The sequence below is a fragment of the Bacteroides sp. genome (genome assembly GCF_052357945.1).
Lineage (GTDB): Bacteria > Bacteroidota > Bacteroidia > Bacteroidales > Bacteroidaceae > Bacteroides.
In genome coordinates this window covers 1-14,421 of record NZ_DAWCXD010000038.1, presented here as the reverse complement: position 1 = coordinate 14,421, position 14,421 = coordinate 1, and the positions used below count along the sequence as shown (strand labels likewise).

Genomic DNA, 14,421 nt, shown 5'->3' with positions numbered 1-14,421 from the left:
AAACATGATTATGAATAAGATTACCACATTACTATCCATATTGTTTATTTCAGGTCTGTTCTGTTCCTGCGAACACCCCGGAATGGAATATATTATACAAGAAAAAGGGTTGAACGTACAAGAATCAACCATTTATGTAGATGGATTCCTTGCTAAAGGTACTCCCGCTTTTGCCGGTGATGAAAATGAACCCGGTGACCGCTTGGGGATTCCGTTCGTCAATGGGTTTGGCCGGAAACTACTCGTCAAGTTTGTTGACCGGTCATCCGAAACCGGATTGAAAATAGAAGACGGAGAAGTACAACTCTCCTTTCAGGGAGACAAACAATATGCTTATTTCCCGATAAGCGGAACCCCAACACAAGACGGATCGGTACCCATCTCATTTGACATTTTTGAAAATGGAGAAAAAATTGGTACTACCATCACTAAAACGATTCCGATTTGGGCTGAGGGCACTCAACGTCCTGCACGCGAATTCATTCCTACCAGTGAAAAACCTTTTGTTCTTCTCGGTGGAGAAATTAACTGGGTAAATCAATCTGCTCCAATAACCGGAGCACAAAACGAACAAATATTTTGGTATGCCCGAATGTCCAGTCCCTCCACAGAAATCAAAACTGCAGGACTTACATACAACTGCGTTGCTAATCTACGTTACAATTCCATTATGATTGCCAATAATGCCATTCGTCCCAGCTTTACCGAAGATAATGGTGTAAAAGCGCTTACCTTATTTACTCCCACCCCAGAAAATATGGAACAATACCCCGAGGCTTTTACATTAAAAGACGGTACTCTAAGTCACGTTTGGGGAGAAAATGATATATTCTTTCATGGAACGAATTCAAAACCAATATCTGTAGGCATGTGGGACGAAAACATACCTGATATACTCTATGGCGGAAACCGCACACGTCCCATGTCATCCGCATCTTGGACTATCAGTGCTTCAACGCCCAAATCTTATATCGAAAAACCAGGTAACTATAAGATATACATCAAGTATACAAATACAGATGCCGGTAATGACATCATACAGTATTTTCCCAAACATCCTGTCACAGGAGAAACAGGATGGGTACCCTTTGAATTTACAATTACAGAAAATCCAGTATCCGGATTTATAGTCAACCCCAACCTTACTACCGATACTCCTGATGTACCGACTTTCAATGAAGATTGGGAACCTACAGAAAGCAATCCCGTAAAAGCAATACGAGGCGAATTGGTACAGAAAAGTAACCAGCAAACGAAAATACTGACCAAAGGGGAGGCACTTGGAGGTAATACTGCTATGCGCATTTGGTTTGCAACATACAAATCAGAAGGGGCTACAGTACCAACAGGTTATAACTTCAAAGCACATGATGATAACAAAAACAATTGGTTCAGAGGATTCTACACACCAGATGTTGTAAAGGTAGCCGGTGACAAGTCCAAAATTGGAGCTGGAACAGCCAACAAGAAAAGTAACGAGATCGTTCATTTCTTTGAAGATTCAAAACTAAATGAAAAGTATTTCATATCGTATGTCGATTTCAATGCGGATGCAGGTACCTTATTGAATAAAGCGGGAACATTCACTTTCATATTCGAGTCACTGCCTAGTTCGGGTACGGCATACCCAAAATTTGAAAATGGATTCACTTGTCCTATAAATGTTATAGTACAAGAATAAATAGCAAACGTGAGTTCAATGATTTTTCATATTGTATCATTCTGAAAGTTCATTGAGCTCACGTTGACCGATTGAAAAGAAAATAAAACTCACAAAAGATTAAACAAAGGTGATGAACAAATTAATAACAATCTCATCTGTACTCCTTACAGCAACTGCCGTAAAGGCACAATCGCCCAATGTGATATTCATATTAGCAGACGATTTAGGCTATGGAGACATTTCAGCATTCAATCCGGAATCCAAAATCCATACCCCAAACATTGATAATTTGACACACTCCGGAATTTCCTTTACGGATGCCCATTCATCTTCCGCGCTCTCTACTCCTTCACGCTATTCCATTATCACTGGAAGGTATCCTTGGAGAACAACTATGAAAAGTGGAGTATTGAACGGATTCTCTCCAGCCATGATTACTCCCAACCGCCGTACAATCGCCCAAATGTTTTCTGAGAACGGCTACAACACTGCTTGTATCGGAAAATGGCATCTTGGCTGGGATTGGGCATATCTTCAAAATGCCAAAAACAAACAGGATGTGGATTTCTCACTCCCTATTAAGAATGGTCCTACGGACAGAGGATTCGATTATTTTTACGGCATACCTGCTTCACTCGGAACAGCTCCACACGTTTATGTAGAAAACGATAAAGTGACAGCTCTTCCCAATCGCACCATTGGTCCGCAAAAGGGAATCAAACTAATACGTAATGGAGTCGCAGGTGCCGATTTTGAGCCACAAGACTGCCTACCCAATATTATACGTCATGGTATAGACTACATTAATAAACAGCGTGACAGTAAAAAGCCGTTCTTCCTATATCTTCCTATCACAGCACCGCATACTCCCGTATTGCCGGCAAAAAAATATCAAGGTCAGACAATCATAGGAGATTATGGAGATTTCGTAGTTATGATAGACGACATGGTACAGCAAATCGTAGAAACATTGAAGAAAAACAATCAACTAGAGAATACCATCATTATTTTCACCTCAGATAACGGATGCGCTCCATACATAGGTGTAGAAGAAATGGAAAATAAAGGGCATCACCCAAGTTACATCTACAGAGGTTATAAAAACGATATTTATGAAGGTGGACACCGTATTCCACTCATCGTTTCCTGGCAAGGAAAATATACGAACGAAACCAACGGTTCATTGGTATCACTCACCGACTTCTATGCCACCTTTGCCCAAATGGTGAACTACCAATTGAAAGATGAAGAAGCAGTGGACAGTTATAGTATATGGCCTATACTAAGTAAAAAGGGAAATTCTGTCCGAAAAGATCTTATCTATGAATCGGGAAAAGGTTATCTATCTCTACGTACGCCTCAGCTAAAATTAGTATTCCACGGTGGTTCAGGAGGATGGGGATACCCTAATAAACCTGCTGATCTAGCCAAACTGCCCAGCATGCAACTCTTTAACCTTAAAGAAGACCCTTCGGAGAAGAAGAATATCATCAGTAACAAACGCTACAAAAAAGATGTGGATAAAATGACACAGATGATCAAAAAGTATGTGGAAGAAGGACGTTCTACCCCAGGAAAGAGGAGTGCGAATGATACTGGTAATAGCTGGAAGCAAATCGAAATATTCATGCAATAAACAAAACCTAGAAGTTAGAATATAAACATCTAAAACTATCAACAAATGAAAGTCATTAATAGCTTCTTATGGGAATGTCTCGCTATAATTCCCTCCGTTTTGATGGCCCAAACAGCTAACAAACAGCCTAATATTGTGTTGATCTTAGCTGATGATATGGGACGTGAATGTTTAGGATGTTATGGCAGTACCTATCAAACACCAAACCTTGACAAACTTTCAGAAATAGGAGTGAGATTCGACAACTGTTTCTCTCAACCCTTAAGCACACCATCGCGCGTACAACTAATGACAGGTAAATACAATAATAAAAATTACTCTTGCTTTGGGCACTTAAATCAAAAGGAGAAAACTTTTGCCCATTTAGCAAAGGACGCCGGATATACCACTATGATAGCTGGCAAATGGCAATTAGGCAGAAACAGAAATCTGCCTAATCATTTTGGTTTCGATCACTATTGCCTTTGGCAGTTAAGCTATGACAGGATGATAAAAGAAAGATATGCCGCTCCACTAATAGAACAAGATGGAAATATAAAGCTTTACTCGAACAATGAATATGGACCGGATATATTCACTCAATATGTGATTGATTTTATTGAAGAGAACAAAACTAAGCCCTTTTTCATATATTATCCTATGGTATTAGTGCATGATCCATTTTACCCCACTCCTCAAAGTGATGTATGGAAAGATCCCTCCATGCGTGAAGTACGCAATACCGCCAATTTCACAAAGATGGTAGAACATGTGGATAAAAACATAAACATGATATTCAACAAGTTAGAAAATTCAAACTTATTGAACAATACCATTATCATTTTTATTGGAGATAACGGAACAAACCGTAACATAAGAACAACCATGAAAGATGGAACAATAGTAAGGGGTGGAAAGGGGCTAACAATTGATACTGGAGTACGTGTACCTATGATAGTTTATTGGGGGAAAAATAACAATACAAAGCACGAATGTGCAGATATGATAGATTTCACCGATTTTATGCCTACTTTTGCAGAAGCTATGAATATTAAAGTGCCTAAACAATGGGATATAGATGGACAAAGCTTTTTACCTCAAATAAAGGGAGAAAAAGGTAAGTCTCGCGAATGGGTATTCTGTCATTATGATTCAAGATTTAACGCGTCCGCGAGTAAAAATGCAAAACAATTTTTTAGAGACATGCGATATAAGCTCTATTCCAATGGTAATTTTTACGATACAATAAAGGATCCTAAAGAAACGAATCCTATTGCAAAGGGTAAAGGAAATGCCGAAGCTGAAAAATCAAGAAGAAAACTAGAAAGACTCTTTGCAAATATACCAGCTTGGAAAGTAGGAGATCCTGCAATACCCATGTGTATACTACCAGAATTTCCTTTATTACAAACCCCTAAAAACATAAGTCTAGAGCAAATATTACACTCATATTAAAAAAACATGCATAAACTAATCACCCTTTCATCCGCATTACTTGCGACAGCAGCCGTAAGAGCACAATCTCCCAATGTAATATTTATATTGGCGGACGATTTAGGATATGGAGACATCTCAGCGTTCAATCCAGAATCTAAGATTCCTACTCCTAACATTGATAATCTAACTCAAGATGGGATTACTTTTACGGATGCCCACTCCTCTTCCGCCTTGTCAACACCGTCACGATATTCCATTCTCACCGGAAGATACCCTTGGCGAACAAAATTAAAAGAAGGTGTACTCGACGGTTACTCGCCTGCTATGATTACACCCGACCGTCGGACAATCGCCCAAATGTTTTCTGAAAATGGCTACAATACCGCCTGTATTGGAAAATGGCATTTAGGCTGGGATTGGGGATATCCTCAAAATGCGAAAAATAAGAAAGATGTAGACTTTTCATTACCTATAAAAAATGGTCCCACAGACCGAGGGTTCGACTATTTTTATGGTATACCTTCTTCTCTTGACATAGCTCCTTATGTTTATGTAGAAAACAATAAAGTAACTGCTCTTCCCGACCATATCATTGAACCGCAGAAGGGACTCGGTTTAATGCACGGAGGAGTGGCAGGAGCCGGCTTTGATCCACAGGATTGTCTACCAAACATAATACGTCATAGTATAGACTATATTGACAAACAGCGTAACAGTAAAAAACCATTCTTCCTATATTTGCCTATTACAGCACCACACACACCAGTGTTGCCGTCAGACAAATATAAAGGTAAAACAACAATAGGAGCCTACGGAGATTTTGTAGTCATGATAGATGATATGGTACAACAAATCGTGGAAACATTGAAGAAAAATAACCAATTGGATAATACTATCATTATTTTTACTTCTGATAATGGCTGTGCTCCTTATATCGGCGTAAAAGAAATGGAAAAGCAAGGTCATTTTCCCAGTTATATTTACAGAGGATATAAAACAGATATTTACGAAGGAGGACACAGAATTCCTCTAATAGTATCTTGGAAAGGGAAGTTCTCGAATAAAATAAGTAATTCCCTTGTTTCTCTTACCGATTTCTATGCGACCTTTGCACAAATGGTCAATCATAAACTAAAAACTGAAGAGGCTGTAGATAGTTACAGTATATGGCCTATATTAAGTAAAGAAGGGGCTTCTACCCGAAAGGACCTTATTTATGAATCAGGGAAAGGATATTTGTCTCTACGCACACCACAACTTAAACTAGTTTTTAATGGAGGTTCAGGCGGATGGGGATACCCCAATAAGCCTGCTGATTTGGCCCAACTACCTCCAATGCAGCTATTTGATCTTGAAAAAGACCCATCAGAGAAAGAAAATATTATCCATGATAAACGCTATGAACAGGAAGTAAAAGAAATGACACGACTCATCAGGAAGTATGTAAAGGAAGGACGTTCCACACCAGGAACAGAAGTAGCGAATGATACTGAAAACAAGTGGAAGCAAGTAAATATTTTTATGCAATAATCATTTATAAAATAATAAAACCATGCATTACTTATTAGTGAATATCATTTGTGCATTAACTTTATCGAATGCCAGTCCCGACGTAGAAAGAGCTCAGCAAACCCTAGATGCTCTTTACCAAAACTATGCAGTACCCAACACGTGTCTGTTACGTGAGAACTATCCTTTTAACCAAGACAATAAGGCAACTTATCTGGCATCAGAAGAACAAGCAAAAAGACGCAATGAGTATTCCTACCTTTGGCCGTATTCGGGCACATTCTCTGCTGTAAATGCATTACTGGAGAGCACTGAAAATAAGAAGTATAAAAAACTTTTGGAAAACAAAGTACTACCTGGATTAGAAGAGTATTTCGACACACGAAGGGAACCATTCGCTTACTCATCTTATATCAGCAGTCAACCTCTCTCCGATCGTTTTTATGATGATAACGTCTGGTTAGGTATCGATTTTACCGATTCTTATCGAATGACAGGAAAACAAGCTTATCTGGAGAAAGCTAAACTAATATGGAAGTTTATCCTTAGTGGTAAAGATGACGTACTCGGGGGAGGAATCTACTGGTGCGAACAAAAGAAGGAATCTAAAAATACTTGTTCTAATGCACCAGGAGCCGTATTCGCTCTCAAACTATTTCAGGCTACTCAAGATGATGCCTATTTAAAAGAAGGAAAAGAGTTATACGAATGGACTAAAAAGAACCTGGAAGATTCAAAAGATCATCTATACTTTGACAACATCTCACTCAACAAGAAAATCGGTCGTGCCAAATTTGCCTATAACAGTGGACAAATGATGCAAGCAGCTGCCCTACTCTATCAAATTACCAAACAGAAAAGTTATCTGGAAGATGCACAAAATATAGCAGAAGCGTGTCACAAGCACTTCTTCACTCAATTCACCTCTCCAGACGGACAAACATTCCAATTACTGAAGAAAGGAAATATTTGGTTCACAGCCGTTATGCTTAGAGGCTTTATTGAACTTTATCAGATAGACCATAACAAGACTTATCTAACCGATTTCCAGAAAAGTCTTGATTACGCATGGCATCATGCCAGAGATGAACGGGGCTTGTTCCAGACAGATTGGAGCGGCACAGATAAAAACGAGAAAAAATGGCTCTTGACACAAGCTGCTTTCATAGAAATGTATGGAAGATTAGGCGGAATCGATTTGCAATAATCACTTTTAATAATCCTCTTAAAAACAATAGAGATATGAAGAAAAGAAATATCGGAATATGTATCATCACGACCACCCTATTAATGGGAGGTCCTGCCAAAGCTACAGAACTTATCCTGGCTAAGGATCATACCAATGTGGTCAATCAAGCAGCTGAAATTGCCGCTTATAAAAGTAATCGTCCACCCGTAAACAAGCGGCTTTTTACATCAAAAGCCGTGGAAGCAGAAATCATCAGGGTGAAAAAGCTACTTACTAATCAAAAATTGGCATGGATGTTCGAGAATTGTTTTCCAAATACCCTTGAGACAACAGTTCATTACCGTACAACAGACGGTAAACCTGATACTTTCGTCTACACAGGAGATATCCATGCCATGTGGTTACGTGACTCAGGAGCACAAGTTTGGCCTTATATACAATTAGCGAATAAAGACCCGGAATTGAAGAAAATGCTCGAAGGAGTGATACGCAGACAGTTTAAATGTATAAATATCGATCCATACGCCAATGCTTTCAATGATGGGGCTGTGGGAGGAGATTGGATGTCCGACCTGACCGATATGAAACCGGAACTGCACGAACGTAAATGGGAAATAGATTCTTTATGTTATCCATTACGTCTGGCCTATCAATATTGGAAAGAAACCGGTGATGCAAGCATCTTTGATAATGAATGGATACAGGCCATCGTCAACATACTGACAACTTTCAAAGAACAACAGCGCAAAGAGGGAGTGGGTCCCTATAAATTCCAGCGTAAGACAGAACGCGCACTCGACACATTAAACAATAACGGTCTAGGTGCTCCTGTAAATCCTGTCGGACTCATTGTTTCAGCTTTCCGTCCGTCTGACGATGCAACCACTTTACAGTTCCTCGTACCGTCTAATTTCTTCGCTGTTTCTTCTCTAAAGAAAGCTGCGGAAATTCTGAATGTTGTAAACAAAAACACCAGTCTGGCGAAACAGTGCATAGATTTGGCACAAGAAGTAGAAACCGCATTAAAAGAATATGCAACTTACAATCATCCTAAATATGGTACAATCTATGCTTTTGAAGTAGACGGATTCGGGAATCATCTCTTAATGGACGATGCCAACGTACCAAGCCTGCTGGCAATGCCTTATCTGGGGGATGTAGACATTAACGATCCTATTTATCAAAACACACGTCGTTTTGTATGGAGCAAAGACAACCCCTACTTCTTCAAAGGAAAGGCAGGAGAAGGTATTGGAGGACCTCACATCGGTTATGATATGATATGGCCTATGAGTATCATGATGAAGGCATTCACCAGTCAGGACGACCAGGAAATTAAGTCTTGTATAAAAACACTGATGGATACAGACGCAGGAACAGGATTCATGCACGAATCTTTCCATAAAGATGACCCTAAAAACTTCACACGCGCCTGGTTTGCATGGCAAAACACCTTATTTGGTGAGCTCATTTTAAAGTTGGTCAACGAAGGAAAAATAGATCTATTGAACAATATTCAATAAAGCAAACTTAGGTTACTTTTCATTCAGGGCGCTCTTCTATAACGAAGAAGCGCCCTTTTTTAACACGTAAATTACTATTAACTTTGGCTAATTATAGCAAAGGAATTACCACATCTTCGGGTAATTCTTATCTTTGCAGTATACGATTCAAGACAAAGAAACTATGTATAGAAACCTGTTAAGCTGGCTTACTGTTTTATTAGTACTCCCATCATGTTCTGGCACATCACCTGCTATATCTGTGGTATGTGAAGAAAATAACGTAGGAAACTGTATTATCAAATGGGAAACAGCACCGATATTAAAAGGACAGGTAAAAGTATACACCTCTACTTCTCCTGAAGCTATTCCGGAAGATTCTCCCATTGCAATGGCAAACATTTCCAGTGGTAAAATGACAATCATAACCAACGATCCGTCTCAACGTTATTACTACTTGATGGTATTTAATAACAAATATCGGGTTAAAGTGGCCACCCGCAACATTAACATCCCCGGTATACAGAATTTCCGCGATTTAGGAGGATACGAATCTGCTGGTACCGGAAAATCTATTCGCTGGGGAATGATATACCGTTCCGCACAAATAGACAGCATTCCTCCCTGCTCACGCCAGGAACTTAAGAATATGGGGATACGGACAATCATAGACTTACGTTCTGAAAATGAACGCCACAACTACCCGCAATTACATGATGATGAATTTAATATCATACATATCCCTATTCTCACAGGGAACATGGAAGAAATTCTGCAAGGAATTCAGGAAGAGAAGATAAAAAGTGACACTATTTATCGTTTGGTAGAACAAATGAATCGGGAGTTAGTTATAAACTACCAAAAGGAATTCAAAAAGCTGTTCACCGTCCTTCTCGACCGTACTCATTATCCGGTTGTGATTCATTGTACATCCGGGAAAGGGCGTACAGGGGTCGTTTCCGCCTTATTGCTTGCCGCTCTTGGAGTCAACGAAGACGTCATTATGGAAGACTATCGTTTGAGTAATGACTATTTTAATATTCCCAAAGCTTCTCAATATGCATATAAGTTATCGGTCAATTCGCAAGAAGCTATTACAACCATCTACTCTGCAAAAGAAGATTTCCTGAACGCTGCCAAAGAACAGATTGAGGCTGAATACGGGAGCGTACAGACCTATCTAAAAAAGGGAATCGGACTTTCTGCAGAAGAAATTGAACAGTTACGCAGCATCTTACTAACTGATAATTAATAGTCGATAAGTGATAAAATAGGGTGGCATCTATAATAATTATCTACTATCAATCATTCATTATCAACTAAATTAACTATCTTTGCAGCCGAAATAAAAGATATACAGAGATTTAATGAAGACATTTGAAGAGCTTGGCGTTTCTCCGGAGATACGTAGAGCAATTGAAGAAATGGGATACGAGAATCCCATGCCGGTACAAGAAGAAGTGATTCCGTACCTTTTAGGAGAAAATAATGATGTAGTAGCTCTTGCACAGACAGGAACAGGTAAAACAGCCGCATTCGGTTTGCCCTTGCTCCAACAAGTTGACGTAAAAAACAGAATTCCACAATCGCTTATCCTCTGCCCTACCCGCGAGCTCTGTCTCCAGATAGCAGGAGATCTGAACGACTATTCCAAATACATTGATGGACTAAAAGTATTACCTGTATATGGTGGTTCTTCCATTGACAGCCAGATACGCAGCCTCAAACGAGGGGTACACATCATTGTAGCTACTCCCGGACGCCTGCTGGACCTGATGGAGCGCAAAACCGTATCTCTATCTACCATCCACAATGTGGTAATGGATGAAGCGGATGAAATGCTTAATATGGGATTCACAGAAAGCATTAACGCCATTCTGGCTGATGTACCACAGGAACGCAACACCCTATTGTTTTCCGCAACAATGAGTCCGGAAATCGCACGCATTTCCAAAAATTACCTGCGCAATGCGAAAGAAATCACTATTGGCCGTAAGAATGAAAGTACCAACAACGTTAAACACGTTGTTTATACCGTACAGGCTAAAGACAAATACGAAGCTTTAAAGCGTATCGTCGATTACTACCCACAAATATACGGTATCATTTTCTGCCGTACCCGTAAAGAGACTCAGGAAATTGCAGACAAATTAATGCAAGAAGGCTACAATGCCGATTCTTTGCATGGTGAGCTTTCTCAAGCACAACGGGATGCTGTTATGCAGAAATTCCGCATCCGCAACTTGCAACTGCTCGTGGCAACTGACGTGGCTGCCCGCGGACTTGATGTAGACGATCTGACGCATGTTATCAATTACGGATTACCAGACGATACAGAGAGTTATACACATCGCAGCGGACGTACAGGACGTGCCGGAAAAACAGGAACTTCCATTGCCATCATCAACCTCCGTGAAAAAGGGAAGATGAGAGAAATCGAACGGATTATCAGCAAAAAATTCATTGTCGGAGAAATGCCAACCGCAGCAGGTATCTGTCAGAAGCAACTGATTAAGGTTATTGATGACCTCGAAAAAGTAAAAGTAAACGAGGAAGAGATTGCTGACTTTATGCCGGAAATCTACCGTAAACTGGAATGGTTGAGCAAAGAGGACCTGATTAAACGAATGGTTTCTCACGAATTCAACCGTTTCGCCGAGTATTATCGCAACCGTGCAGAAATAGAAGTACCGACTGACATCCGCGGAGAACGTACCGGACGGAGTGATCGCAAAGAAGGTGGTTTCGAAAAAAGAAGCCGCCAAGCTGCACCGGGCTTTAACCGCCTGTTTATCAATCTGGGTAAAACAGACAGTTTCTTCCCTAGTGATCTTATCGGACTGTTGAACAGCAATACACGGGGACGTATCGAGTTGGGACGCATTGACCTAATGCAGAACTATTCTTTCTTTGAAGTGCCGGAAAAGGAAGCGACAAATGTAATCAAGGCGCTGAATAGGGCTAAATGGAACGGACGCAAGGTAGTTGTTGAGATTGCCGGCGCCGGTGAAGAAAGCGGAAAAGGACGTGGAAACGGTTCAAGTGAGCGCAAGGGAGGTAAACGATTCGGCGGCAAAAGCGACGAACGTGCACCGCGCTATGAGAATAAGGATAGAAAACCGAAAGATGCTTCTGCAAAAGGCTCAAAGTCAACAAAAAAAGATAAGCCTAGTCGTGCTGATCGGGGATACTCTGATGCTCGCGGTCCGAAAAAGAAAGATGACTGGCAAGAGTTTTTTAAAGACAAAGAGCCGGATTTCAGTGAAGAAGGATGGGCTCGCAGAAAACCTAAGAAGAAATAAAACCTATCACATAAAGAATGAACACCTTTTAGGAGGGTCATTTTAATATAGATGAGATTGTTATAAAAAGTTCCCTCTTGTTACATTTATTTGTAGCAAGGGGGAACTCCTTTATAAAAGCAACTCATGAGAATATTCATTTTAACATACTCCCTCGAGCGTTCATACAAGCACTTTTTATTATGTCTATTTTTGTGACATATATATCATTATTTGCGCCATACATTAACCACAATACATTAATGTCACAAAATTAGATATTACTTTTTAGATCCATCCATAACTTTGTACTCGGAAAATAAAACTCACTCTTAAAAATTAGTATTTCATAGGTAACCCAATATTTAGTAGAAAGATTTCAAGACAGGAAACAGAAGCAGGTAGTTTTAAGTCAATATTACTACCTGTTTTTAAAATGAATAATGAATATACAATATATCTATCTTATAACTTTAATTAAATGCCATGAATTCGAGACAAATACTTTTCTGTTTTCTTATTTGTGTGTTGACAATAACAGGTTGCAATACCAAAAAGCAAGTTATAGTAGGCAATGAACCGGCGTTGACACGAGCCAAGCAAACGCTAGATTCCTTATATTCCTATTATTCCATTCCTGGCACACAGCTACTACGTGAAAATTATCCTTCAAACATAGCCGAGTACACTGCAACATACCTTGCTTCAGAAGAGCAAAAAAATATGCCCAATCAATATTCTTATCTGTGGCCCTATTCTGGAACATTTTCAGCTGTAAATGCTTTATTTGAGGCAACACAAGATACCATATATCAATCATTACTCAATAAAAAAGTTTTGGTAGGATTAGAAGAATATTTCGACACACGAAGAGTTCCTGAAGCTTATGCTTCATATATTAACACTGCACCACAGTCCGACCGTTTCTATGACGATAATATTTGGCTAGGTATCGACTTCACCGATACATATTTGATAACTAAGGAAAACAAGTACTTGCAAAAAGCAGAACTCATCTGGAAATTCATAGAGAGCGGTACTGATAATAAATTGGGCGGAGGAATCTACTGGTGTGAGCAAAAAAAAGCATCTAAGAATACTTGCTCAAATGCTCCTGGGTCAGTCTTTGCTTTAAAACTTTTTCAAGCTACTCAAAACAAAACTTATCTAAACAAAGGAGAACAACTGTATAACTGGACTAAAGCCCAACTACAAGATTCTACTGATTATTTATATTTCGATAATATCGCTTTAGACGGAAAAATAGGAAAAGCCAAATTTGCTTACAACAGTGGACAAATGATGCAATCCGCCTCTCTACTTTATCAACTTACCGGGAAAAAAGAATATCTAACAGATGCCCAAAACATTGCTAAAGGATGCTATAACTACTTCTTTATGAACTATACCCCAGAGAATACAAATGCATTCAAGATGATAAAAAAAGGAGATGTATGGTTCACAGCAGTCATGTTAAGAGGTTTCATCGAACTTTATGAGATAGATCATAATAAAATCTATCTAAACTCTTTCAATAAAAGTCTTGACTACGCTTGGGAACACGCACGAGATGAAAAAGGTTTATTCAATACAGACTTCACCGGAAGCTCCCAAGATAATAGAAAATGGTTATTAACACAGGCTGCTATGATAGAAATGTATGCTCGTCTCGCTACTATCAAATAATAAATTCAAGAAGACACTAACTAATACCCAAAAACATGAAAAGGAAAAATATCAGTCTGTGTACCATTGATCTATTATGTATAGCTAACAATACCGTGTGAACGCAAGACTCTGATGCTCAAGTATAATCATATGTATAAAATAAACCGGAACTACTAATAGCTTCTATAAATCAAATATATACTGAAATCTAAATGAAAAAACTCATCTTTCTATTCATGCTAATTATCGCATGCGAAATACAAGCCCAACGACATGAAAAAATAGTAATGTCCAACCCTTTGAATTTAAGCTACCGATTTCAGACAGACGGTGTTTGTCGCCGTGAAACAGCTGATCCAGTCATTATCTTATTCAAAGACCGTTATTACTTATTTGCTTCTCATTCTTCTGGATATTGGCATTCCTCTAACCTAAAAGATTGGACATATGTGGCAACTAAAACACTAAAAGCAGTAGAAGCATGGGCACCCGCCTTATTAATATAACGTGAGTTCGACATAAAATTAAAAGATAGTAAGTTGCCCGTCATTGATAAA

10 protein-coding genes are annotated in these 14,421 nt (G+C 39.2%); all 10 read left to right on the top strand.

Annotated elements, in window-relative coordinates:
- The first annotated feature begins 10 nt into the window (after positions 1-10).
- Positions 11-1,681 (top strand): hypothetical protein, encoded by a 1,671-nt coding sequence (locus ACT8YW_RS09650; protein WP_444104763.1) that lies wholly within the window; start codon positions 11-13, stop codon positions 1,679-1,681.
- 112 nt (positions 1,682-1,793) lie between these two features.
- A complete protein-coding gene (locus ACT8YW_RS09645; protein ID WP_444104762.1) occupies positions 1,794-3,299 on the top strand; it encodes a sulfatase family protein in 1,506 nt (501 codons plus the stop codon).
- Between the two features lie 45 nt (positions 3,300-3,344).
- The gene (locus ACT8YW_RS09640) at positions 3,345-4,733 is read left to right on the top strand and encodes a sulfatase-like hydrolase/transferase (RefSeq protein WP_444104761.1); all 1,389 of its coding nucleotides are present in this window, start codon (positions 3,345-3,347) and stop codon (positions 4,731-4,733) included.
- Between the two features lie 6 nt (positions 4,734-4,739).
- Positions 4,740-6,245 carry a sulfatase-like hydrolase/transferase gene (locus tag ACT8YW_RS09635; RefSeq protein ID WP_444104760.1) on the top strand — a complete coding sequence of 502 codons (1,506 nt, stop codon included), beginning with the start codon at positions 4,740-4,742 and terminating at the stop codon, positions 6,243-6,245.
- Between the two features lie 22 nt (positions 6,246-6,267).
- The gene (locus ACT8YW_RS09630; protein ID WP_444104759.1) at positions 6,268-7,431 is read left to right on the top strand and encodes a glycoside hydrolase family 76 protein; all 1,164 of its coding nucleotides are present in this window, start codon (positions 6,268-6,270) and stop codon (positions 7,429-7,431) included.
- A 35-nt stretch (positions 7,432-7,466) separates the two neighbouring features.
- A complete protein-coding gene (locus tag ACT8YW_RS09625) occupies positions 7,467-8,936 on the top strand; it encodes a glycoside hydrolase family 125 protein (protein WP_444104758.1) in 1,470 nt (489 codons plus the stop codon).
- Positions 8,937-9,099: 163 nt separating this feature from the next.
- Positions 9,100-10,167, top strand: coding sequence for a tyrosine-protein phosphatase (locus ACT8YW_RS09620; RefSeq protein WP_444104757.1), 1,068 nt, complete (start codon positions 9,100-9,102; stop codon positions 10,165-10,167).
- Positions 10,168-10,282: 115 nt separating this feature from the next.
- Positions 10,283-12,217 carry a DEAD/DEAH box helicase gene (locus tag ACT8YW_RS09615; RefSeq protein WP_444104756.1) on the top strand — a complete coding sequence of 645 codons (1,935 nt, stop codon included), beginning with the start codon at positions 10,283-10,285 and terminating at the stop codon, positions 12,215-12,217.
- A gap of 465 nt (positions 12,218-12,682) precedes the next feature.
- Entirely contained in the window at positions 12,683-13,882 is a 1,200-nt protein-coding gene (locus ACT8YW_RS09610) for a glycoside hydrolase family 76 protein (protein ID WP_444104755.1), read from the top strand.
- 194 nt (positions 13,883-14,076) lie between these two features.
- Positions 14,077-14,370 (top strand): hypothetical protein, encoded by a 294-nt coding sequence (locus ACT8YW_RS09605; RefSeq protein WP_444104754.1) that lies wholly within the window; start codon positions 14,077-14,079, stop codon positions 14,368-14,370.
- Positions 14,371-14,421: the final 51 nt, after the last annotated feature.